The following is a 23,979-nucleotide window of genomic DNA, read 5'->3' as shown; positions in this document are numbered from 1 at the left end:
TGCTCAATCCTCCACAAAAGAAAAGGGCCTCCCGTTTGGGAAGCCCTTGTATCTTTTCGGGAAGCGAAATTATTCGCCAGCTGCTGCAGAGTCAGTAGCAGTTGAGTCGCCGCTCAAAGCTTCGCCCATGGCATCGCCAAGGTCTTCGCCAAGTTTGTCGAGGCCCATGTCGCCACCGCCTTTGGTCCAAGCTGCTTTCCACTGACCGTCTTCTTTGACCAGGTTCAAGCTCTTGTCAGTTCCGTTTTCTTTGTAGCTCAAAGTGGCTTTGTCGCCTTCTTCTTTGATCTCGCCGATTTCGATTTTGTCAGGATTGGTTTTTTTGGCTTCAGCAGAAGCAGCCATCATACCCAATGACTCTTGAGCATCTTTGGTAGCAAATTTCTTTGCGCCTTCGATGTCGCCTTTTCTTTCGCCGACAGCCTTAGGGCCGCTTGCGCCACCACATGCCCAGAGAACAACCACTGCGAGCAGTGCGATAGCAGAAAATTTCAAAGTCCTTTTCATAATGAAATGTGATCGTTAAATAACTTTTAATTCGAGAGAAAAAATCTTCGTTGGAAGACTGATGCAAATGTAGATGTTTTTCTGAATGCTGCGATGAGGCTTGTCAAGGCCTGTCGGCAACCCACATTGGGGATGTGCATTTTTATAAAAATAGACGATTCGGCGAGCATGTTTTTGAAATCGGCCTCAGTGGCTTCCAATCGCCGTTTTTGCCCTGGATGGAGTATTTAGTTTCTCTGTTTTTCGAGGTGGATTGGAGCCGTTTGGCGAAGCTCGATGTGGAAAAATCCGGGCTTAGCACACAAGTTTCACAAATGGAGACGAGATTTTGACAGTGTTGCACGGGAAATTCCTGAGCCCAAAATGCCTGAAGGTCTCATCATGAAGGAGAAATTGGATGGCGATTGAACCTGCTTCCGAACTCAATGGGCCAAAATGCAAAAGGGCTTCACGAATGAAGCCCTTTTGTTGTGCCGAATTACTTCGGTTAATTATTCGCCTTCAGCTGGAGCAGTTGCTGCAGAGTCAGCCAAAGCTTCGGTAGCACCTTCAACAGCGCCTTCGACAGCACCTTCAAGCGCACCACCCAAATCTTCGAGGCCACCGCCACCTTTGGTCCAAGCTGCTTTCCACTGACCGTCTTCTTTGACCAGGTTCAAGCTCTTGTCAGTTCCGTTTTCTTTGTAGCTCAAAGTGGCTTTGTCGCCTTCTTCTTTGATCTCGCCGATTTCGATTTTGTCAGGATTGGTTTTTTTGGCTTCAGCAGAAGCAGCCATCATACCCAATGACTCTTGAGCATCTTTGGTAGCAAATTTCTTTGCGCCTTCGATGTCGCCTTTTGCCATTGCATTCAAGAAGCTTTCGCCGACAGCCTTAGGGCCGCTTGCGCCACCACATGCCCAGAGAACAACCACTGCGAGCAGTGCGATAGCAGAAAATTTCAAAGTCCTTTTCATAACTCGTTCTAATTTTTTAAATAATGATCGGAATTAACATGGCCCCTGATCGACTTGAAAGCGTTTCAAAAACCGTCGGCAAAGATAGATGTTTTTGATTATCAATTCCAAATGATATTTTCAAGGCAAAGGTTTTTTCCAGGAAAAGGTTAGTTGGTTGTTGATCAACTGATAATAACGAGATCGTGAATGCTGTTTTTCTCAATTATTGGTTCCAAAGCCGATTTTGATCTCGGCATTCTTGCCGGCTACTTCCATTTTTACCCTTATTACAGGGCAAAAACGTTCAATTATTCATACTCATACTTAAAGAGCTGCTTGCAATGCGCGTTCAGGTACAAGTTGTCAATTGCAACGTAGGGTTTATCGATCACGCGCGACAAAGCTATGTAATTGGTGTCTCCCGTAGCGTCTACAAGGCCTTTGTAGATCATTTCGGAGCAATACATTTTGTCATCGGTAGTCATGTCAAAGTCAAGGTCAAACTCCATTTCGGTTTTGTACCAGTGATCCAATGATTTCATGAATTTAGCGCGCTGATCTTCAGGGAGGTCCCAACGAAAAACACCGAACTTGTAAGTGGCGGCCGGGTGGCAGTAGATCGCAATGGGATCACATTTCATCTTTTGAGAGACGTTCTCTTCCCCGCCCGTGGCATGGTAGATATAGGTTTTTCCTTCCTTTTTCTTGACAATCCCGCTGTGCGAATACTGCGGATCCTGTGTCTGAAACGTCAAAATAGCGTCGCTGACAAAGCCTTTGCTATGTCGCAACACCAAGTCACCATCTTGCAAGGTGGATTCGTCAAGTCCCGCACCGAGCCATTGTTGCATCTGATGCTCAGTAAGCCATTTGGGATAAGGATTAAAGTCAATGTAGCGAATGGTATAAAACACGAAGAATCCAAAGATCATCGTGAATGTGCCCTGCCGGATGCGATCGGAAAATTTCATAGTCTTTCAGGTGCAAAGATAAGGCAGCTAAGGGGAATGTCGGAAGGCAGTGTTTTGAAAAAAAATGCGGGCTCCCGAAAAGGGAACCCGCTGAAAACAGAACCATTTGAAACGAGCAAAACAATATTTAGATTCCTTCAGGATACTTAAGGTGAACGTTCGTAGCCTTGAGGGCGGGAACGACTACCTTCTTTTCTCCAAAATAGCATGGGCTTTTTGACATCTCATGTCAAAGATCATGGTCGTTTTTTCTGTGTTTCCATTATTTTTGTGCTTGGTATTCAACGTTGGATGCCCTCGATTCACCCCAATTCCTCTTGTGATGTACGCACGACTCAAATTTGCCGTTTTCCTTTTGCCAATGCTGGTGCTCGTTTTGAATGGTTGCAGCAGCGATCCACAGAAAAAAGGCCCCAAGGAGACAGCCGAAGCCTTTTTGAAAGCCATGCAGTTTGGCGATTTTGAAAAGGCCAAGACCTTTTGTTCAGAGGGTACCGCACAAAACTTGACGATGGTCGAAAATGTCCAATCTCGGCGCAAATCCGATGAAGGAGGAGTTTGAAATCAAGGATGTCAAGGAAGACGGGAATTATGCGACGGTGATCTATGATCAGGGGGATGAAACAGGCAAAGTGCTGCAATTGCGCGAAGACGAAGGCAAATGGGTCGTCGTGATGAGTAAAACGGATTTCGGAGGAGGCACCAAAACGGATACCGACGAACCTGACAACGCGGTGGACGGCACAGATTCGGAAGAAAAGGTGGTTCCCGCGATCAAATATGAGGCCTACCGCGAAGGTAAATCAGCCCAACAAACGGCTGAAGCTTTCATGAAAGCGTTGGAATTCGGGAATTACGACGCTGCGATGCGTTACGGTTCCCAAAGCACCAGCGATATGCTGGAGTATCAGAAATCGATGGCTGCACTCGACGACGACAAAAAGTCGGAGGTGAAGAAAGAGATCAAACGCGTGGAGGAAGACGGAGATTTTGCCAAGGCCTACTATACCGAGGAAGGCAAAAAGGATGAAAAAGTCCTCAAATTGGGCAAGGACGACAAAGGGAATTGGGAAGTGATCATGACCAAGTCAGAAATGGAAGAGGCTGAATAAGCGCGATTCGTGTTTCTGCTGAAAATAGAATGGCCCTTCTCAGTCGGAAGGGCCATTGTCTTTTCATAGTTGTGGGGAGTTGGTCCCGTATTCAATAATTCGAGGGGGTTCTTGATCAGGCTGCGAATTCGAAGCTCTCAAACATGCGCTCCAAGGCTTCAAAATAGCTCATGTCATATTGATCTTTCCGTTCGGAGGCGGCAACAATCGGCATTTCGGAAGGATCGGCAGCAATCCCCATGCAAACGTCGCATGCACAACCGGGTGTGACCAACAATTGGTTTCCGCAAGTGCAGATGATCTGGGGCAAGGCAGCGTACATTCTCTTTTCCATTGTCTTTTGCTTTTAATAATTCAAAGGTCAATGCGGCTTTTGACATCTCGTGTCAAAAACTCTGGCTTAAATTGAAGTGCCGACAGAATATATACGTGATCGAAGCCAAAATCGCTGATCCGTCGGGTCTTCTGGAAGGATCACTGAGGATTTTGGCTGATATGGCAGATGTTTCCAAGCAGTTGGGCTTCTATCGCAGTCAGTTTGTTGGCAATGACATTTCGAAGTGCGAAGCAAAAAAGAATGCCCCTTCCGGGGAGAAAGGGGCCATTCTTCAAAAACTGCTGCTGTAATATGCCTGAACTAGGCGGTTGGACGGGTAGGATGGAAAAAATATATCATTGCTGTAAAATCATCTCAGGCGGCGAAATCAAAGCTCTCAAACATCCGCTCAAGTGCTTCGAAATAACTCATGTCAAAGCGATCACGACGCTCTCCTTGGCTGCCGGCAGTCTGCCCATCGGCAGGCTCGGCGGCAACTCCCATACATACATCGCAGGTGCAACCTGGCGCCACAAGCAAGTGGTTTCCGCAAGTGCAGATGATCAAGGGCTGGGTAGGGTAGAATCTCTTTTCCATTGTCTTTCGCTTTTTTAATAATTCAAATCTCAGGGCCGCTTTTGACATCTCGTGTCAAAAACTCGGATCCTTTTTTGAGAAACTTGAAAATTTTCTTAGTGATCATGATTCAAATATACCTTGAATTTTGGCATTTGTCAAGCGAATCAGTAAAAGATTGTAATTTATTTTGGCTTTAGGCTACGTTTGGTAGTTTTGTCCGGGAATTTCTCATTCGCAAAGCATTGGATTCGTCCACACCGTTGCGCAAAATCTTAGACATGGGACTGCCTTCACCCAGATTTGGGAAATAAAACGAATGCAAGACCTCTAAAGAAATGTCGGCTAGAGCCGCCTTTTGGCGATTCGTTCGTTGAGATGCTCAATCAAAGCTGCCGGCTCCAGCACCTCGATTTCATCGATCAAACCCAAGATAAACCTGCCAATGGCGATGAAGCTGTTGCAATGGGCTTCAAAGAGGTAGTGTTTGTAATCCTCCTTATATATATGTGGTGCAGACAGCGGAAATTCTTCCTGTAGCAGGTGCGCAGCGCGCATGCTCAAACGCAACTTCACGGTTTGCGATTCGCCACCATTGATTCCGAAAATATCTGGCTTGACTTCGGTATCATGAAAAATCTCAAACTTCCAGTTTTCATCCAGCAAGGAAACCTCTTCGATGCGCTCGATTTTGTAGGTCTTGGTGACGTTTGGGCCATGCTCAAAACCTTTCACAAATACACCATCTGCGGAAAACGCGTACGGTTCAACCCTCCTGGATTTGATGCTCGACGAATTTGCACTGTGGTAATTGTGAAATCGCACCTGCCGACGTTCACGGATCGCCGTCGCCAACTTTTCCATGTTGCGGCTGATGTCACTTTTGACAATGACCTTCAATACATCCTCCATGCCCGAAAATGCCAACATCTTCTCGGCAATCACCTTTTTCATCGGATTGCTTTCGGGAATCGAGGCAAGCGCCTGCGCAAGAATTCCAGCTTCTTCGGCGGAGAATTGCAGGTTTTTCTCAAACTTCTGCACTTCGCTGTCGAGTCCACGGATCACATATTTCCCCTTCGAAATTTCCTCCGGAAAAAAGCCAACCTGCTCCAGCAATTCCAAGTCGCGGTAGACCGTGCGATAAGTCACTCCAAGCTTTTCGACCAAGTCATTGATGCTCAGCCCAAACGGAGACTTTGTCAGGAGCATGATCTCCCGAAACAAGCGTAGCAATTTGCCTTTGTAGTCTGCTTCAGCCATTACGAGGGTGAATTTACTGCAATTGGGGCGAATGGCAATAAGATTCACAGGGATTCGACGCCCAGGATTTCCGCTAGGGCGGTGATTGTTGTTCAAAATTTTGTTGGAGATGGCATTTGCCTAATTTTGAGCCGAATCAAAAGGATCGTTGTGAAAGACAAAGTTGTACTCATCACCGGAGCATCAAGTGGCATTGGCCGGGCGCTTGCGCTGAAGTTTGCCAAGGAAGGCAGTCGGGTCATGTTGGGAGCGCGCAGCATCGCACAATTGGCAGAGGTCGGAGAGGAGATCCGGAAGGCTGGCGGCACCGCTAACTGGGCAAGTCTGGATGTGACGCAACAGTCAGATTGTGAAAGATTTATATCGGAAACCCTCAAGATCTACGGGAAGGTTGACATCCTCATCAACAATGCTGGAATTTCCATGCGCGCCTTGTTTCAAGACCTGGATGTCGAGGTGATCGAGCGGGTCATGCAGGTGAATTTCTTCGGTACAGTTTATTGTACACGGGCGGCGATCGATCAGATTGTGAAGAACCAAGGTTCGATTGTCGGGATTTCATCCATCGCCGGCTTCAGGGGTTTGCCGGGCCGGACGGGTTATAGTGCATCCAAATTTGCGATGCATGGATTTTTGGAGGCCCTGCGCACCGAGCTGCTCAAGAAAAATGTTCATGTCCTGTTGGCATGTCCCGGCTTTACAGAGAGCAACATTCGCAAGGTTGCCTTGAAAGGCGATGGTTCACAGCAATCTGAAACACCGCTCAACGAAGACAAGCTGATGTCTGCAGAGGAGGTCGCAGCGCACATTTACCGGGCTGTCACCCGTCGTAAGCGTACCCTTGTCTTGACCGGCCAAGGAAGGCTTACTGTATTCATGAACAAGTGGTTCCCCAAATTCATGGACAAAATGGTTTACAACCATTTCGCCAAGGAGCCCGATTCGCCATTGAAATAGAAGCGTTTCCATTGTTGCTTTCCGCGCACCGACATTTGAAAGTATGCGCATGGCTGCTAACTTGCTTCCAAGTCCGTTGAATGCAATTGCCGTGGAAAAAATACGGGTGGAGCACCACCGTTTTGACCTGCTTCGTGGCAGCCATGCACATCTATTTTTTTTCGGCAGCGTTGGTGCAACGATCCTACTTGACCGACGATTCCATTCAATATCTGACGATTGCTGAAAATCTGACGGTTTCTGGCGAATTCAGCCAAAGTTTTTCGGAACCACTTGTTGAAGACTTGCAAAGAACGCCTGGATATCCCGTTTTTCTGGTTTTGCTGGGAAGGTCACCCTTTTGGATTTTGCTCCTGCAGCATTTGATGGTGCTTGCCGCTGCCTGGCTGATTTACCGAATTGGATTGGATCTCTACGGCCCCAAAATCGCGGCTTCGGGCGCAAAGCTCTATCTGATGCAGCCCTATCCGGTGATTTTTGCGAGCTATATTCTGAGCGAAGTACCTTTTGTTTTTTGCTTGCTCGTCGCGGTTTGGGCCTATTTGAGATTTTGGAAGGGTGCAGGCCTTGGGATGCTGACCGTCGCCTTGACGATGCTCAGCATCGCCAGTTTTTTGCGGCCTGTTGCATTGCCATTGCTCGTCATTGCAGCGCCGTTGGCAATGGTAAAAAGCTTTCGACTTCAGCAACAAAGGGTGCCACAATTGCTTGCTGCATTGATACTTCCAATTTTGCTCGTAGGTCCGTGGATGTGGCGAAATCAGCAGCTTTCAGGTCGGTTAGCATTCAGCACGATGGGTGAAATGGGGATGTTGCACGGCCGTCTCGGTGGTTTGGAGGCATGGCGTACGGGAAAGGAGCTTCACGAACATTCGTTCTACATGGCCGGCGATAGCGTTTCGGCCCAAAACATGCCTTTGACGGATCTGAGAAGCTATCCTCAAGGCAAACAAACGCATGAAACAGAAATGCTTGCCCCGGGAATGACAGGTCTGACCGTTGATTTTTTTCTAAAGCACCCGTGGGATGCGTTTCGATTTGAAGTCTGGACCATTTGGCAAATGTTCAAAGGGCTCGGTTATGGTTGGGCCATGGAATTGACGCATTCGGCAGGAATGGCTATGCTCGCGGCGGGATTACAGCTGATTTGTAATGCCTTGATCTTGACGGGCATGGCGCTTGCTGTGATCAGACGAAGGGAATGGGCTGGGGCAGAAGGGCTGGTTTTTGGGGCATTGATCGTGATGCTTTTGGTCTCCTCCGCTGTATGGGCCGATGGGAGGTACCGCATGGTCATGGATCCGCTCATTCTAGTGCTTGCCATGTTTACCCTTCGTAGGCAAGAACGAATCCATGCTTCAGAAACAGTTTTTGCAGTTGCAATGGAACCTTAAATATGTTGGTTCGAAAAGTTTTCAAATATCTGTATTTCAATCATTTATATATTTATTGTAGCTACATGTATTTCCGCGAATTTCCATATCTTTGCATGGAGGTCATTCGCTGGAAATGATAACAATTACAGCGGCTCGACGTTTAAAAGGATAGTATCCCGAATTGCATGAGGGATACGTTCTCGGAAGTTGTATTGAATATCGAATAGGTAATAGTATGGGTAATTCGCGTGCCTTGTATAAAGCAGGGGCCTTGGGTGTGGGTTTTTTGATGCTTCTCGTAGGGATGAAGGTAGTGATCGGCAACTCCAACAGCCCGGTCGCTTCCAAGACTGGAGCTCCTAACGAAAATAAGTGTATCCAATGCCACGGTGGAACCGCTGGAACCGGTTCAGTATCCATGGTTTTTGGCAATAATGAAACGCAATACGTTCCCGGTCAGCAATATACCATTCAAGTTTCCACGATCGATCCAACCAAAGTTCAATTCGGATTTCAAATCACGGCATTGGCAGGAGGCGTTGGGGCTACCGTTGGCACATTCACGGTGACCAATGCAACCAATACGACATCACAAACCGGAACTGTGACGGGTTTCCTGCGGAAGTATGTCTCCCATCGTGCTGCGAATGGAACGCAGAATTGGTCCTTCACCTGGACAGCTCCTGCGACCGATATCGGTCCCATCACGTTTTTCCTTGTCGGTTTAGCCGCCAATGACAACAACAGCGACACGGGAGACAAGGTCTATAGCACAACTTTCACGATTACCGCTACACCTCCGCCGGCGCCGATCGCTTTCTTCACGACGACGGATACCAATATCTGCGAAGCCACTTCCGTTGTTTTTGCTGATCAAAGTACCAATTCCCCGAGCAGCTATGCTTGGTTCTTTCCCGGAGGGGTGCCAAGTACGTCCAACATTGCCAATCCCAATGTTTTGTACGCAGCACCAGGTTCCTATGACGTGACATTGATCGTTTCCAATGTTTCCGGATCAGATACCCTGATTCTCCCGAATCACATCGTCGTGAATGCAGCCCCGACGCTCGGCTCATTGCCAAATTCGACTTCATGCTTTGCGGGCAATGACGGGTCCATCAACCTATCCCCAACGGGCGCAGCACCATTTACTTTTGCATGGAGCAACGGGGCCACGGTAGAAGATATTTCCGGACTCACTGCCGGCGGATATACGGTAACCGTGACCGACATCAATGGCTGCACGTCGACCGCTACCTATACCGTGAATGAACCCAGCCAAATCAGTCTCGCATTCACCAGCCAATCCGCCAACTGCGGACAATCCAACGGAAGCGCAACCGTATCGCCCACGGGCGGCGTCGGTCCCTACACTTTTCTTTGGAGCAGTTCCGCGACTTCTGCAACAACAACAGGATTAAACGCTGGTAGTTACGATGTCACCGTGACCGATGCCAATGGTTGTCAAATGATCGGCTCGACAGGAGTTTCCAATATCGGAGCACCTAGTGGTACCACTTCCGTAACCGATCCGACCTGCAATGGCGACCAAGATGGGGCGATTGATTTGACAATCGCAGGCGGCCAAGCCCCCTTCACCTATCAGTGGAGTACAGGCGCTAGCACGGAAGATCTCAGTGGTTTATCCGCAGGCAGCTACAGTGTCACTGTAACGTCCTCCGATGGTTGTGTACTTAGTCAAGTTGTGGTTGTCGAGGAGCCCGCCTTGCTCACAACTACCGTTGCTAGCACCCCGGAAATGGCAGGCAATGATGGATCTGCAACCGTAACGCCCGCAGGAGGAAACGGCGGATATTCCTACTTATGGAGCAATGGTGAAACCACCTCCACCATCACCAACCTCGCTGCCGGCACCTACAGCGTGACTGTGACGGATAGCCTTGGCTGTTCAACCACAGCCAATGTTACCGTGAGCCTTGTCATCAGCGTCGCGGGCGCAATCGAACGTGACCCGTTTACGGTTGGTCCCAATCCATTTGGTGATTATATCCAATTGAAGCCAACAATTTCAACTTACGGCAAGTTTGTTGTGCACCTCGTCGACATCAAAGGCAGGATTGTCTATGCCAATGAGGTTTATGCGCAAGGAAGCAACCCTATCCGTTTGGAGCCGGGTTCATTGCCAGCCGGCATCTATCTTCTCAAAATCCATACCGCCAAAGGCGATATGGTGAGAAAATTGATGCACACCAACTTTTGAATTTTTGATGTATAGAACTTTGTTGCGAAAGCCGTCCCGCCCGGGGCGGCTTTCCGCTTAAATGCATAATCGATCCAATCAGTCGCGCAGATTGGCAATTCAGCCAGTAAGGCAACCCGGAATTCAGGAATCTCGTACATTCGCAGCAAATTCCATAAAGTCGTGGCAACGTTTGTAACCCCATATTTGAATTGCAACTGCCAGGGTAGCCTTACCCTCGGTCACCGTGCCATTTTGGGAAGCCACAATCCGGCAATATTGTAAAGCCTGAATTGCAAGCCAAAATTCAGGCGCCAACTTCATTCGCTTTTGACCTTCGTTGATTGCAGCGAATCCATTTTGGCATTCAGCAGCAGTTTGAATAGATTGTCCAGCGAAAGGCTTGGTTCAAATTAATTCGGATAAACACTTTAAGCTTAGAATTTTATGAAACGCAAAGATCTTGCTTTCATGCGCAATTTGGGCATCATGGCCCATATCGATGCCGGTAAAACCACTGTCACCGAAAATATCCTTTTTGCATCCGGCCGAAGTCACAAAGTAGGCAGTGTGGACGATGGCAATACGACCACCGACTACACAAGTGCCGAGCGAAAACGTGGCATCACGATCCAAAGTGCTGCTGTGACAACGCATTGGAGTTGGCAAGGGCAATCCTATCAGATCAATTTGATCGATACCCCCGGCCACATTGACTTCAACGGCGAAGTCGAAGCGCTCGCTGCGTGTCCTTGACGGCGTGCTTGCCCTTTATTGTGGTGTGGCCGGTGTCGAAACGCAGTCCCGAACCGTGTGGGGCCAAGCGAGCAAGTTTGGTCTGCCCCGTGTGGCCTTCGTCAACAAGATGGACCGTCCCGGAGCCGACTTTTCGCGCGTCGTAGGTCAGTTGCGCTCGATTCTCGGTGCCAATGCTGTGCCTTTGCAGCTTCCTTGGTTTGAAGGCGACCGCTTCTGCGGCGTCATCGACCTCGTGGAAGAGCAGGCGCTGTATTGGGCAGAAGGAGAGAAGCAGCCTGTCATTCGATCCTTGCCGCATAGCATGCTTCCCGAAATCGCGGCAGCGGGCGCGGAATTGCTCGAGCGCTTGGCGGAAGTCGACGACGAATTTCTGGAGACATATCTTTCGGAATCTTCGTTTGTCGATGCCGAAGTCGTGCGAAATGCGATTCGAAGGGCAACCTTGGCGGGCAAGATGGTTCCGGTCCTCACGGGCGCTGCATACCGAAATATCGGTGTACAACCGCTGCTCGATGCTGTGGCGCAGTATCTTCCATCTCCGGATGAAGGTCAATTCCACAGCGAGGATGCAAATTTCTCCGGTCTTGTTTTCAAGACACTTACGGATCGGTTTGCGGGCCGCGCAGGCTTCCTGCGTGTGCGCAGTGGCGTGTTGCGGGCTGGCGAAGGCGTGTTCTGTCCGCGGACGGGTACGACCGAGCGCATTGCGCGCATCTTCCGAATGCAAGGCGCGCAGCGCGAGGAGCTTTCGGAGGCGCGGGCAGGGGACATCGTGGCCATCACAGGGTTCAAGGAGATGCTCAGCGGCGATACGCTTTGTGATCCTAAAGCACCCATTGTGTTGGAAGCGATCGAGTTCCCGGCCCCAGTGATCGATGTCGCCATCGAATTGGTGGGCAAAGGCTTGGAAAGCAAGCTTTCTCTTGCCCTGAGTCAGCTCACTGCCGAGGATCCGGCCCTTCATTACCGCACGGATTCCGATTCCGGGCAATTGGTGATCTCGGGCCTTGGCGAGTTGCATCTCGAGGTCGTCGTAGACCGCCTTCAAGACGACTACGGTTTGGAGATTCGCACGGGTCGACCTGCTGTTTCTTACCGCACAGCCGTTACGCGTACGGTCCGGCACCGCGAAAAGCTTCAAAAGCAAAACGGTGGCAAAGGCCAATTCGCCGAAATGGTGATCGAGGTCAGTCCGATGGAGTCGGGGACAGGTTTTGTCTTTGAGAATGGCATCGTCGGTGGTGCGATTCCCGGGCAATTTGTACCAGCGATTGAAAAAGGGCTGCGCAACGGTCTCAAACGCGGTTTGGCCGATGGCAATCCGATTGATGGCGTGCATGTGCGCCTCGTCGACGGGTCGATCCACCGGGAAGATTCGGACGCGAATGCATTCGAAATCTGTGCCGTCTCGGCGATTCTCGCTGCCTGTGCACAAGCTTCTCCGGTGACGATGGAACCTGTGATGCAGGTCGATGCACTTTGTCCGGAGGCCTACACGGGTGCGGTGATCGGCGATCTCAACCGTCGTCGTGGTCGCATCACGGGGCTCGAGGCGACTGTGCAAGGTCAAGCGATTTCGGCGACCGTTCCGCTGAGCGAAATGTTTGGCTACGTGGCAAGTTTGCGTGGTTTGAGTGCCGGAACCGGTAGCTATACCATGCGTTTGAGCCACTACGCCCAGGTTTCGCAGGCGCTGGTCACGCAATAGGACTAGATTTTCAACGCAAGGCTGGGTTCTCCGAATGTGGGAATCCAGCCTTTGTGTTGAGCGGTGGCCGCATTAGTTTTGCGAAAAGCATTGAAATGGTCACAGTAATTTCTCCTGCCAAGTCAGTCGATTTTGAAACAGAAGCTTGTACCAAGTTGTCTACGGAACCGCTTTACACGGAATTCTCGGAAAAGTTGATTCACAAGTTGCGGACCTATTCTCCCAAGCGTTTGATGGAGCTCATGGACATTTCTGCGAATCTGGCCGATTTGAATGTTGGCCGGTACCTGAAATGGGAGGCGGGTTTGGGAATTACCGGGAGCAAACAGGCCATTCTTGCCTTCGACGGAGACGTGTACCAAGGAATGGAGGCGACAACATTCGAAGATCAGGACTTTGAATTTGCCCAGGACCATCTTCGTATCCTATCTGGCTTGTATGGGGCTTTGCGGCCGCTGGATCGGATTCAGCCCCATCGCTTGGAAATGGGGACCAGGCTGAAAGTCGGTCGCACGAAGAATCTCTATGATTTTTGGGGTAGCAAAATTACGGATCACCTGAACGAGGCGATTGCAGCGTCCGGTTCGCCCTTCTTGTTGAATCTGGCATCCCAGGAATACTTTGGCTCGGTGCAGACCAAGAAATTGAAGGGACAGTTGGTCACGCCGGTTTTTCTGGATCGCAAGGGCAAGGACTACAAGGTGGTGAGCTTCTGGGCAAAGTGGGCGCGGGGCAAAATGGCAGCTTGGGTGATCGCCAATCGATTGAATTCGCCGGAATCGCTCCAATCCACGGAGATTTGGGGTTACCGCTTTAATGCCGCGCTTTCCAATGAGCAAGAATGGGCATTTACGAGGGAGGCACCTGTCGAACGTTGAGCACAAAAAAACAGGTTGAAAGTTAGACCTCAACCTGTCTGATTTCATTGAAAGAACGCGCTATATTTACCCGTAAAGCTATTTAGGTGTTTAACCTGATTCGAAGCTAATACCGTTCACAAGAATCTTCAATTTCAATTTTGTTGATTATTTGGTGTAAAGAATCTGTGAAATGGCGATTTTCATAGATAAATTGCTGTAAATCAATTTATTAAATTTGAAATATTCGTAATGAATAACCGTATTTGTTGCAGGCATCGTACACTGATTCCGATCAGATTTTCGGGATAATCCGTTTGAATGAGGCCAATTCTCTACGAATGCATTTCCCTTAATCGACTGATAATCATTTTGTTTTGAAGAATGTACAAGTTCTTGTACCACTCGATTGACTTCGATTCGTCTAAGGAAGAACGGAAGCCTTTTGACAAATACATAGCCGATTGCTCCACGGGTCGCGCTTGACTTTGATTTGGCAAATCTCTACCTTGGTTCAATGAATTGTCAAATTGATTGACAGTTGGTGGTTTTGGCCACGGTTTGGCCGTTGTGGGTGTTTCAAAATTTTCTTTCAACCGATGTCCGTTTCCTATGCTGGGGAATGGTAGTTGGCTACTATCAAAATGAAAAGGCAAGACGCACTTTTTCAACTGATCAAATCTCTAACGAGAGGAGAGAAGCGCAATTTTCACATTTTGGCTCAACTTACTTCAGGTGACAAGAAGTATATCCAACTCTTTGATGTCATCGAGGGTTTGGAGGAGTACGACGAGCCCAAGATCCTGAAGAAATTCAAGCTTGATCCTAAATTTGAAAAGCAGTTTGCCTACCACAAAAACTACCTCTACAATGCGATTCTGAATTCGTTGGCGTATTTCCACAAAGGTTTTGATGCGGAAATGTCCTCCATCACGCTTCAGGTGCGTGTTTTGCTGGAGAAGAATCTGTTTTTCCAGGCAAAAAAGTTGCTGAACAAGGCCAAGGAATCTGCTTCCGCCCAGGAGAAGTTTGAGGAACTATTGAAGCTCCTCTACATGGAAGTGGAAATCCTGAAAATTACAGAGAATATCAAGATTTTGCCGGAGGCGTTGCGAGAGAATGAATTCGCGGTGAAGGTCACCGTGGATAAGATTTCCAACCTCATGGCCTACCGGTTGCTCGACAATCAGACCTATCTTTTGTTGGCCACAAGACATATCGCACGCAAGGAGGATGAACAATCGGTCGCAGACCAAGTGCTGGATGCCCCGATTCTGAGTGCGGAGTCCAATGCGTTGTCCAATCGTGCCCGCATTTACTTTCACGAGATCCACCGACGGCTTGCTTATTATAAAGGGGACCATGAATCGGCCATGGATGCAAGTGCGCGTGCCTTGGCGATTTTCGAAGCTGCCCCGGTATTGCTGGAGGAATCCAAGCTTCAGTACATGAAGCAATTTGCTTCGTATGCTCACCATGTCATTTTCGTACATGGACACCAAACGGCATTGCCCTTGCTAGCCCGCTTGCGTGAAGTGAAAGTTTCGACGCCGCAGGAACGGGTCTCCAGATTTGAGAAGTATTACCTCTATTCGATGGGGTTGATCGTTGGGGTGGGAGAAAAGGCTTCCCCTGAATTCCTGAATGAATTTGCCGCCGAATTGGAGGCCTTGGAAAATGACCTTGCTGTGGGGAACCGCTTGCTTGCAAGCTATATCCAAGCCGACTATTTCGTGGTGCAGGGAGATTATTCAAGGGCATTGTATTGGACCAATAAGTTCCTGAATCATCCGCGCACCAACCTGCGTACGGACCTGCAAGCAGGAATGCGCCTGATCAATTTGCTGATTCACTACGAGCTCGGCAACCTCGATCTCATCGAATACCACCTCAAATCTGCTTATCGCTACATTTATAAGCAGGAGCGCATGCATCATTATGAGCGGCGGTTTCTACGCTTTTTCAAGGACATTATTGCTGCAAACGATGGTTCCGCTGATTTCGAAATCATGCGAGAATTCCGCTCCGACATTATCGAGATCATGAAGGATCCGTTTGAAGAGCGTGCCTCGCAGGTTTTTAACGTGTTGGCGTGGCTGGATGCCAAATTGGAAGGAATTCCAATGGCCATGACGAAGCAACGCGAAGCCGCAAAGCTCTTCCCCATGAAGGATGTTGTTCTTATCAAAGCAGAGGGCCCGAATGTCAGGCCACCCCATTCTCAAGGCAACCATTGACATCCGGGCCATCCCGATATTCTTTCGTGCCCGTCAGGGGCAGGTTGAATTCCTGCAATCAGATCGGCATCAACACGCAAATCTCAATGCCATCCATCAGCACGGTGTACAGATCCACGGTTGAAGGCGAAACCGTTTTGATGATCACCAGTCTGCCTTGCTCGTAGCGGGACCGCAAGGTGCCGTAGTTATATTCCGGGTGGTGTTCTTTTACCATCAAGAGCACCTGACGCAACGTTTGTTGATCAAGTTCGGATGGGTTTTCCAACACCAGTGTTTGCTCGGATGCCAGCTTTCTTTCGAATTGAACCGTTTTGGCTGTCATCAGGCATGGGATCAGCATCATGCCTAGCACAATGAGGATGGATAGTTTCGTTTTCAACATAGCGCGTATCATTTTGATTCTTGAACAAAGGAAAAATGGAGCACATCAATTCGCATGCGATCGAATTCATGTTCGCCATCGAAGTCAAATTAGGATTTTCGGCAATCGTCGCCACACTTTGTTCCCCGACAATTCTTACATGAGCCCCCATTTGTAATGATTTCAGGAAATTTTAAATCACGGATTCGTCAAGATCTTGATTTATAGACCTCTGTATTTTTCGGAGCTGCAATTATAGCTGTAATTCAAGTGAGACGAATATTGTCCAATTCTTGCATCCGAAGGAATCGGGAGGGAATGACACTTATTTCGAAGATTTTTTGGCTGTTTACGTCAACGAACCCATGTATAAAAACAGCATCGCCGTCCACGATGTAAACGGCGATGCTGCTTTAATGTAGGAAGACTTATTGCTTACTGAACTTCCGATGGTCGCTCGTACGGCCATCCAGCGATTTGATGCGAACCACGTACATGCCTGCACTGATATTCGCGAGCTCAAAGCGCTGACTGTTCACGCCGGCATCCAAGGCGTAGTCACCAGACAGCACGACCTTGCCATACATGTCCGTAAGGCTGATTTCGTAGTTGCCGGGTTTGGAAACAAAGGATTCCAAGGTCACCCATTCCCTTGCAGGATTTGGGTAAAGCCCCATAATTTGAACCGCTTGTGTCGCATCAAAATAAAGGTCGATTACCTCGGAAGTGATTTCCAAACCATTCGGATCCACAAAACGGATGCGGTAGTAGTTGTGCCCCGCAACGGGTTGCTGATCGGCGAACTTGTAGTTGAAGTAATTGGTATTGCTTCCTCCGGAGCTACCGCCGGATTGATCCACGTCGTTGCCATCTACACTGCCAATCACCGCAAAATCGCGTCCGTTCAAACTGCGTTCAACTTTGAAAGTTCCCAAAGGTGCCGCAGGGTCGGATGTGGTCCAACGCAGTTGATGCACCTCGTTTTCGCGATAACCCGTAAAATCGGAGTATTGCAGCGGCAATGGACAATCAATACGAATCTGACCATTGTTGTTACCCGAAAAGTCAAATCCGTCGATTTGGATCATCAACTGCGTACCAACCGGCAGAGAATAAGCTTGCGTCCAGTAGTAAGTGGTTCCAAGGCAAGCATCCGTTTGGGCACAATCCAACATGGACTGTGGGTTCCAATCACAGGGCGTGTTGTCGACATAGATTGCGATCGAAATACCGTCCGTGGGTTCATCGAGCAAACAAATGCCGCCAATGGTTCCTTGTACAGTGACCACAAATGTCGGGCAGGTGGTGGTATGGGTGAAATAAACCGAATGCCCAGGATCCGTGCCGTCTCCGCATTCTTCATAACCTGGATCTGGGAAAGTTTCCCCATTTGCGCCGTCGGTGTCCCAGCAGTACCATAGACCAGTCTGCATCGGCTGTGCCGTCATACAGTCATCGGAGCCGCAACGGTCAGTAAGACAAAGTGCCATCTGCTCATTGAAGTCATCGCCGCCGTCGTCAAATACTTGCAAGTAGATCACCGTGCCCGGAGCAGCGGAGATGTAATACTGCGGATCGTCAAACACCCCGCCTTGGTCGCAATTGATCGGGCTCAGGTTGTTGCAAGGACCCGTATAGGCCGCAACAGTCTGCTGAGAATTGTTCAAGCCCAAGAATCCGTATTCGTCATTGCCTTCCAACAAGACAGTTCCTGAGGGCGGCATTACAAAGGTGTACCATGTATCACCGCAGTTTGCCCCGCATCCTTGGGTAAAGGCGTTGTTGACCGACACGGTCGGGTTACCGTAGTTGTAAACGTTCCAAAGTCCCGAACCTTGGCATGGCTCCGTTCCGATCGGAATGGTAATGGCACCTGTACAAGGATCATTGCTCGGACCAACATAACCGACGTGCGCATCGCTGACGGTCACTGTGAAGTTGCCATAATCCCCGAAAATGTCACCACCGTCAATCTGAATGTAGTAGGTGGCTCCCGGAATCAAGCATTCCTCGGTGTGGCTTACAGAGAAGCTGATCAAGTTGTCGTGGTTGCTGCCCACCTGCATCAAGTTGGCAAATCCGCAGGGCCCGGTCGACTGATACAAGGTGAAATTGGCATCGATCGTGGAAACGCTGTTTACGTTGATTGTCACCGCGCCAGAAGCGGGTGCTATGAATGTGTACCAAACCGTTTCATCATCGCCGCTCACGTTTTGCTCACCTGCTTGTTGCGTAGCACAATTGTTGTTGCCCGCCGTTGGACCGACAGCACCGCCATTTGGATTTCCCATTGGCACGGCGTTGCACAGCATATCATTGGCTGGAGCTCCAACAAATGTTCCATTGTCACTCACCCGAATGTCAAAAGTACCGTTGTCACCCAAAATGTCCACGCCGTCGACTTGGACATAGTACTGCGTATTGCCAGGCAAACATGGGATGGAGATGCTGACGTTGTTGCTCAACAGGTCGTCGCGGGAGGCAATCTGCGTGAGGTTGGCAAAATTGCAGCTACCAGAAGGAGATACTGAATAGATGTTCATGTTGGCGTTGATGCCGACCGCGTTGGTGATCGCCACCGTGATTTGACCAGGGGATGCGCTCGTCGTGAAGGTGTACCAAACCGATTCGTCACAAGTGAGGCTGCTCACCACAGGGCAAGCATCCACATTGGGTTCGCCGGGCTCGGTGGTCGCACAGAAGTTGTTTCCGGGAGTCAGCGCCGAGGCGCCTCCAAATGGAATCACACCAAAGTTGGTCGCATCGCAGATAGAATCATTGGTCGGATAGCTGTTGACAGTTCCATCGTCCTCCACAAAAATGTTGAACGTGCCTCGTCGCCGAGAATGTCCACACCATCAATTTGTACCCAGTACGTCGTATTCGGACGCAAGCAAGGAATGTCAACCGAAACGTTTGTGCTAAACAGATCGTCCGCATCTTCCAACAAATTGAGATTGATGAAGCTGCAGCCCGGGCCATTCATGGCGTAGACATAAATGGTGGCATCGATCCCGACGGTATTGTTGACGTTGACCGTCGTGAGGCCTGGGGTAGGGCCGGTGGTGAATGTGTACCAAACCGTTTCGTCACAAAGTGGGTCGCTCAGATACGAGCATCCGCTGACGTTGGGTTCTCCACCTTCAGTTGTTGCGCAGAAATTGTGGCCGGCAAGGTTGGCAGAGTTGCCGCCTGTCGGAACAACCCCAAGGCTGATGCGGTTGCAAATGTCGTCGTTGGGCGGCGTCAAATGCGGGGTACCATTGTCGGTGACTTGAATGTTGAAGTTGCCATCGTCACCAATCACATCCAACCCGTCGAGTTGGATATAATATGTGGTGTTGGGCTCCAAACAATCCAAGGTCATGTTCAAGCTGTTGTTGGGCAACACGGCTGTCAAGTTGTCGTACTCCGTGATGTCTGCGAATGCGCAGGATGGCGGAGCATCCGCACGATAGACGTGCAGAACCGTCTGCAAACCACCCGTAACGCCTGTGACATTGACGTTGAAGGTACCTGGAGTACCACTTGTCGTGAACCGGTACCATACGGTTTCGTCATAGAGGGGATCCGTACGGTCGAGCAATCCACTCACATTGGGCTCATTGGTTTCCTCGGAGGAACAAATATTTGTTCCGGGAGTCACCGCAGAAGCTCCACCGAGCGGAATCAATCCCAAGTTGGTCGCCTGGCAAATGTCATCATTCGTGGGAACCACCTGTGGCACAGCATTGTCGAGCACCCGAATGTCAAAGGCACCTTGGTCGCCAATGAAATCCACACCATCCACCTGAATGAAATAGGTGCGATTCGGAGGCAGACATGGAATCGTAAGGGACACGTTGTTGAATGGAATTCCCGTTCTGTCAGCCACGAAGGTCAAATTGCTGAACGTACAATTTGGGAACGTGTTCGCTTCGTAGACATTGATGAAAGGAACGATGCCGTTGAGGTTGAACAATTCAATGGTGATCGCGCCGGGGTTGTTGTTGGTTGTGAAGGTAAACCAAACGGTCTCGTCACATGTGTATTGGAATGAAAGCGGACACGAGTTCACATTGGGTTCGCCGGATTCAGTGGTAGCACAGTAATTGCTGCCGCTGAACGTAGCCGTGGGTAGGCCAGAAGGCACAACGCCAAGATTTACAAAATTGCAGATGTCGTCGTTGGTTGGCATCGGCACAAACGCAGGATCGGCTTCGAGCGTCAAGTTGAAGTAACCCTCAACAAGAACAGTTGGAAGGGGAGGAGGAGGCAACAAAGCACCATCCACTTGCAACCAATACGTGCGACCCGGCTCAAGACAAGTGAGCGAAAGGTCTTCGCTGTAGAATCCAGGGTCGTAGTCGCTGTTGATTTCAGAGAAGTTTCCTGTACACGTATTGTTGTCGCTGACGTAGACCGCAAGCTGCAAATCAATGTTGTCTGGACGATTGAAGGGGTCATTGGTCGCGGAAATCGTCATGTTTCCCGTAGTCGGAGCGGTAAAGGTGTACCACACCGTCTGGTCAAGTCCGAATGGAATCAAGGACATGCCCGGAGTTGGTTCGCCCGGCTCGACCGTTGCGCAGAAGTTGTTGTATTCGGCGCTGACAATATTGCCCACAGGTGGCACGTTGCCCAAGAAAATTGCATCACAAATCGAGTCATTGAGCACAGGGCCCGGTCCTGGATTCTGGGTGACCGTGATGTTAAAGAATCCGTCAACATCATCTGGGTCATCTGATCCGTCGACCATGATCCAATAGAGCCGTCCTGGCGTCAAGCAATTGACATCAACTTCCTCGTCGCGCGACAATGGCGGAAACTCCAAAAGGTCATTGTAATCACAACCCATTTCGGTCGGTGCCCCCGTACAAACGTCTCCTGCCAATGCAAAAACAGCCACTTGAAGGTCAATGTAATCCCCAGTATTAAGCGGGTCACTTTGCAAATCGATATTTACCCTGCCGCTAGGCGGCGCGATAAAAGTATACCAGACTGTCATGTTGGTACCGAAACAGGTCGGAATCGGCTCCGAAATATTGTCGGCGCAGAAGTTGTGCTGATTCAAGGCACTGATCGGTCCAAGCGTCGGATTACCCAGGAAAATCGGGTTACAGATGCTGTCGTGCGGTGCCGCAGTCACGTTGTAGTCCCTTACGATGATCTGAAAATCCCCAACGTGGTTATCCAGAAGCGGAAGGAAGGCGCCATCCACCTGTATGAAATAGGTCGCCGAAGTATCCAAACATTTCAAACGCATGGACTGCGGTCCGTCAATACTTGCTGAAAGCGGGTCATCATAGCTTTCTTCCTCTGTGAAAAAGCCGGTGCAAGTATTGGTCGTACTATGCCAAACGGCAAGTTGCAAGTCGATGAAGTCGGTTCCGTTGTCGATCAATTCGATTTCGACACTCCCACTTACCGGTGGTTTGAAGGTGTACCAGACTGTCTGATCCAATCCGAATGCAAGTGGAACGGGTTCTCCCGGTTCGACGCCGCCGCAGTAATTGTTCTCATTGGGCAAGGAGACTTGACCCAAGGTTGGAATCGTGCCCAATGGGGTTGCAGTACACATCAGGTTGTTTGGGGCACGGGGAATGCCATCGTCCGTGACAGTCAACCCGATAAACCCTTCGACATTCAGTGCAGAGCCATCGATCTGCACAAAATAGGTCGTATTCGGAAGCAAGCACTTCACAATCAGGTCTTCGTCAAAGAACAAAGGTGTATAGTCGCAATCCACCGCCGTCAATGAACCCGTACAAGTACCGTTTGAGCTGGTATAAAGACCCAATTGAAGGTCGATTTGGTCGCCCAGGTTCAAGGGGTCATTCAATGCCGAAATCGTGAATTCATAACCCATCGATGCGCCCGTGGTAAAGGTCACCCAGATTGTCTGATCAATGCCGACCACACAACCCGGGAAGTTGGGTTCTCCTGGCGAAATCCCCGCACAAAGGTTGTTCATGTTATTGTTGTTGGCTGTGCCAGCCAAACCGATAGTTCCAAGATTTAATGCATTGCAAATGAGGTCGTTATTCGCTTGAACCGGGCCTGTCGCACTCACGCGAATTTGATATTGTCCATAGTCGCCAGCGCTGTTGCCGTCAACCTGAACATAATAAGTCATACCCGGGGTCAAACATTCGATATCTGCTTCTGAGTCAAGATCGAATACCAAAATACGGTCGTCGTTGCTGCCTACTTCGGTCAAATTTCCCCAAACGGGTCCAGGACAGACAGCGGCGTTTGCACGGTAAACAGCAATTTCTGTGTCGAATTGGGTACCAGCAAAGTCGGTCGTCACAATGACATGTCCCGAAGCAGGCGCAATAAAGGTATGCCAAACAGTATTCGAAGGAGAAATAATACCGGATGCGGCGTCCACTTCTCCAACTTCAACCGTTGCACAGTTGTTGTTGTAAGTTCCTGTCACACCCAATGTCAATGGAATTGCGTTGCAAATGGCGTTGTGCGTAGGTAGCGGGGGGCCAACAGCACTGACCAAAATCGAATAGTTGCCATGGTCGCCAGCGGTATTGCCATCCACCTGCACATAATAGGTAGCACCAGGGGTAAGGCATTCGACATCAACCAGCGAATTCAAGTTGAACAGTAGGGTAATGTCATCGTTGCAACCCACGGCGCTCAACATCCCGAAATTCGTAGCAGGGCAGGGATTTCCAGATGCGGCGTAAACTGAAACCTCGGTATCAAAGTTGGTGGTGCCAAGGTCAGTGCTTACGGTGACATGACCGGACGGAGGGGCTACAAAGCTGTGCCAGACCGTATTGGAGGCAGACATGCAAGAGCCGCTCGGCTCGCCAGGCTGGGTATTGGCACATTCGTTGTTTCCATTGTAGGTCGTGCCCAGTGTCAATGGAATCTGGTTGCAAAGGTTGTTGTTGGTTGAAATCGGCGGCCCCACAGAAGATGTGCGAATCTGGTATTGGCCAAAATCTCCAGCGCTGTTGCCGTCCACCTGCACATAATATGTCATGCCGGGAGTCAAACACTCTAGCTCTACCTCAGAATCCAAGTTGAAAAGTACCGTGATGTCGTCGTTGCTGCCAACCTCGGTGAGGTTTCCCCAAATTGAACCCGGGCAAGGCGAGGCATTGGCGCGGTAAATGGCAATTTCCGTGTCAAAGTTCGTTCCACCAAAGTCGGTTGTCACGATGACGTGACCAGAAGCAGGTGCCACAAAGCTATGCCACACTGTATTCGAAGGCGAAATCGAACCAGACGATGGGTCTACTTCAAGGGGCTGCACAGTCGCACAAGTGTTGTTTCCAGTGTAGGTCGTGCCCAAAGTCATTGGGGTCGCATTGCAAATGTCGTTGTTGGCCGGTGCGGCGATGATGGACCCCGATGTGGTAATCGTGAAATTGACGTTGCCGGTACTGGAACCTGCCCCGATTGTCAGGGTATGATTGGTGCTATTTCCTGGAGCCGGAATCGTATAGTTTTGGCAGGTCTGTGTAAGGCATGCCTCGCTCACAATGCAAGACGCGCCATCGTCCTCAAAGGCTCGAAAACAGACCTGCAAGGTCGATGGGAGGGAACAAATATAGGTCGGACTGGTGTATTCAACCCTTGGTGGATTGACGAAGCAGATGCCTGAGGAAGGATATGTGGTCCAACCTTGATTTTCGACATTGACGCGCCATTGAGGATCCGGAGAACCCCCGATGAAGCCATCGGTGCACGTCGTGCTACAAGATCCTGAATTAACCGTCACCGTGACGGTGGCTTGCCCTGATACCACTTTTGGCAGTATTCCAACCGCCAAGAAGAAAGCACCTACGAGCAAACGATAAGGAGATGGGTAAATTCTTTGCATAATGGGAGAA

17 protein-coding genes and 1 pseudogene are annotated in these 23,979 nt (G+C 49.7%); 9 read left to right on the top strand and 9 right to left on the bottom strand.

All coding sequences use genetic code 11. The features are described from left to right. Positions 1-69 precede the first annotated feature (69 nt). The 3 genes from IPN95_18900 to IPN95_18890 form a co-directional block, all read right to left on the bottom strand. Positions 70-507 carry a hypothetical protein gene (locus IPN95_18900; protein MBK9451437.1) on the bottom strand — a complete coding sequence of 146 codons (438 nt, stop codon included), beginning with the start codon at positions 505-507 and terminating at the stop codon, positions 70-72. A gap of 491 nt (positions 508-998) precedes the next feature. After that, entirely contained in the window at positions 999-1,463 is a 465-nt protein-coding gene (locus tag IPN95_18895) for a DUF4878 domain-containing protein (protein ID MBK9451436.1), read from the bottom strand. A 290-nt stretch (positions 1,464-1,753) separates the two neighbouring features. Next, on the bottom strand, positions 1,754-2,416 hold the full coding sequence (locus IPN95_18890; GenBank protein ID MBK9451435.1) for a hypothetical protein: 663 nt from the start codon (positions 2,414-2,416) through the stop codon (positions 1,754-1,756). A 322-nt stretch (positions 2,417-2,738) separates the two neighbouring features. Between IPN95_18890 and IPN95_18885 the strand changes: the two genes are divergently transcribed. Further along, the gene (locus tag IPN95_18885) at positions 2,739-2,978 is read left to right on the top strand and encodes a DUF4878 domain-containing protein (protein MBK9451434.1); all 240 of its coding nucleotides are present in this window, start codon (positions 2,739-2,741) and stop codon (positions 2,976-2,978) included. Next, a complete protein-coding gene (locus IPN95_18880) occupies positions 2,938-3,528 on the top strand; it encodes a DUF4878 domain-containing protein (GenBank protein MBK9451433.1) in 591 nt (196 codons plus the stop codon). The genes IPN95_18885 and IPN95_18880 overlap by 41 nt, the downstream gene beginning before the upstream one ends. A gap of 115 nt (positions 3,529-3,643) precedes the next feature. Here the strand turns inward: IPN95_18880 and IPN95_18875 are convergent, their stop codons facing one another. Then, entirely contained in the window at positions 3,644-3,862 is a 219-nt protein-coding gene (locus IPN95_18875) for a hypothetical protein (GenBank protein ID MBK9451432.1), read from the bottom strand. Between the two features lie 95 nt (positions 3,863-3,957). On the opposite strand from IPN95_18875, the gene IPN95_18870 reads away from it, so the two are divergent. Then, on the top strand, positions 3,958-4,155 hold the full coding sequence (locus IPN95_18870) for a hypothetical protein (GenBank protein MBK9451431.1): 198 nt from the start codon (positions 3,958-3,960) through the stop codon (positions 4,153-4,155). Between the two features lie 64 nt (positions 4,156-4,219). On the opposite strand, the gene IPN95_18865 is transcribed toward IPN95_18870, so the two are convergent. Next, a complete protein-coding gene (locus IPN95_18865; protein ID MBK9451430.1) occupies positions 4,220-4,441 on the bottom strand; it encodes a hypothetical protein in 222 nt (73 codons plus the stop codon). 324 nt (positions 4,442-4,765) lie between these two features. Next, positions 4,766-5,683, bottom strand: a complete 918-nt coding sequence (locus IPN95_18860) for a WYL domain-containing protein (protein MBK9451429.1) — start codon at positions 5,681-5,683, stop codon at positions 4,766-4,768. A 150-nt stretch (positions 5,684-5,833) separates the two neighbouring features. Here IPN95_18860 and IPN95_18855 point away from each other — a divergent pair, with 150 nt between their 5' ends. From IPN95_18855 to IPN95_18830, 6 genes and pseudogenes are all read left to right on the top strand, one after another. After that, complete coding sequence (locus tag IPN95_18855) at positions 5,834-6,640, top strand: SDR family oxidoreductase (GenBank protein ID MBK9451428.1); 807 nt, start codon at positions 5,834-5,836, stop codon at positions 6,638-6,640. Positions 6,641-6,726: 86 nt separating this feature from the next. Continuing rightward, positions 6,727-8,034, top strand: coding sequence for a glycosyltransferase family 39 protein (locus tag IPN95_18850; protein ID MBK9451427.1), 1,308 nt, complete (start codon positions 6,727-6,729; stop codon positions 8,032-8,034). A gap of 217 nt (positions 8,035-8,251) precedes the next feature. After that, positions 8,252-10,237: a T9SS type A sorting domain-containing protein gene (locus IPN95_18845; GenBank protein ID MBK9451426.1), complete on the top strand. Its 1,986-nt coding sequence runs from the start codon at positions 8,252-8,254 to the stop codon at positions 10,235-10,237. A 426-nt stretch (positions 10,238-10,663) separates the two neighbouring features. After that, a pseudogene (fusA, locus tag IPN95_18840) lies at positions 10,664-12,683 on the top strand (elongation factor G). A 95-nt stretch (positions 12,684-12,778) separates the two neighbouring features. Then, entirely contained in the window at positions 12,779-13,561 is a 783-nt protein-coding gene (gene yaaA, locus IPN95_18835; GenBank protein MBK9451425.1) for a peroxide stress protein YaaA, read from the top strand. 695 nt (positions 13,562-14,256) lie between these two features. After that, positions 14,257-15,777 carry a hypothetical protein gene (locus IPN95_18830; GenBank protein MBK9451424.1) on the top strand — a complete coding sequence of 507 codons (1,521 nt, stop codon included), beginning with the start codon at positions 14,257-14,259 and terminating at the stop codon, positions 15,775-15,777. A 58-nt stretch (positions 15,778-15,835) separates the two neighbouring features. On the opposite strand, the gene IPN95_18825 is transcribed toward IPN95_18830, so the two are convergent. From IPN95_18825 to IPN95_18815, 3 genes are all read right to left on the bottom strand, one after another. Then, on the bottom strand, positions 15,836-16,162 hold the full coding sequence (locus IPN95_18825; protein MBK9451423.1) for a hypothetical protein: 327 nt from the start codon (positions 16,160-16,162) through the stop codon (positions 15,836-15,838). A 407-nt stretch (positions 16,163-16,569) separates the two neighbouring features. Continuing rightward, positions 16,570-18,957 carry a T9SS type A sorting domain-containing protein gene (locus IPN95_18820; GenBank protein MBK9451422.1) on the bottom strand — a complete coding sequence of 796 codons (2,388 nt, stop codon included), beginning with the start codon at positions 18,955-18,957 and terminating at the stop codon, positions 16,570-16,572. Next, positions 18,885-23,969: a hypothetical protein gene (locus tag IPN95_18815; protein MBK9451421.1), complete on the bottom strand. Its 5,085-nt coding sequence runs from the start codon at positions 23,967-23,969 to the stop codon at positions 18,885-18,887. The genes IPN95_18820 and IPN95_18815 overlap by 73 nt, the downstream gene beginning before the upstream one ends. Positions 23,970-23,979 lie beyond the last annotated feature (10 nt).

The sequence above is a fragment of the Bacteroidota bacterium genome, from assembly GCA_016718825.1.
GTDB lineage: Bacteria > Bacteroidota > Bacteroidia > J057 > JADKCL01 > JADKCL01.
This window is presented reverse-complemented; position numbering and strand designations above follow the sequence as displayed.

Excerpts from the sequence above, each read along its gene's own strand:
- IPN95_18860 (MBK9451429.1), bottom strand. The coding sequence starts at position 5,683 with ATGGCTGAAGCAGACTACAAAGGCAAATTGCTACGCTTGTTTCGGGAG.
- IPN95_18900 (MBK9451437.1), bottom strand. The coding sequence starts at position 507 with ATGAAAAGGACTTTGAAATTTTCTGCTATCGCACTGCTCGCAGTGGTT.
- IPN95_18895 (MBK9451436.1), bottom strand. The coding sequence starts at position 1,463 with ATGAAAAGGACTTTGAAATTTTCTGCTATCGCACTGCTCGCAGTGGTT.
- IPN95_18875 (MBK9451432.1), bottom strand. The coding sequence starts at position 3,862 with ATGGAAAAGAGAATGTACGCTGCCTTGCCCCAGATCATCTGCACTTGC.
- IPN95_18885 (MBK9451434.1), top strand. The coding sequence starts at position 2,739 with ATGTACGCACGACTCAAATTTGCCGTTTTCCTTTTGCCAATGCTGGTG.
- IPN95_18845 (MBK9451426.1), top strand. The coding sequence starts at position 8,252 with ATGGGTAATTCGCGTGCCTTGTATAAAGCAGGGGCCTTGGGTGTGGGT.
- IPN95_18890 (MBK9451435.1), bottom strand. The coding sequence starts at position 2,416 with ATGAAATTTTCCGATCGCATCCGGCAGGGCACATTCACGATGATCTTT.
- IPN95_18825 (MBK9451423.1), bottom strand. The coding sequence starts at position 16,162 with ATGTTGAAAACGAAACTATCCATCCTCATTGTGCTAGGCATGATGCTG.
- IPN95_18865 (MBK9451430.1), bottom strand. The coding sequence starts at position 4,441 with ATGGAAAAGAGATTCTACCCTACCCAGCCCTTGATCATCTGCACTTGC.
- yaaA (MBK9451425.1), top strand. The coding sequence starts at position 12,779 with ATGGTCACAGTAATTTCTCCTGCCAAGTCAGTCGATTTTGAAACAGAA.
- IPN95_18880 (MBK9451433.1), top strand. The coding sequence starts at position 2,938 with ATGTCCAATCTCGGCGCAAATCCGATGAAGGAGGAGTTTGAAATCAAG.
- IPN95_18815 (MBK9451421.1), bottom strand. The coding sequence starts at position 23,969 with ATGCAAAGAATTTACCCATCTCCTTATCGTTTGCTCGTAGGTGCTTTC.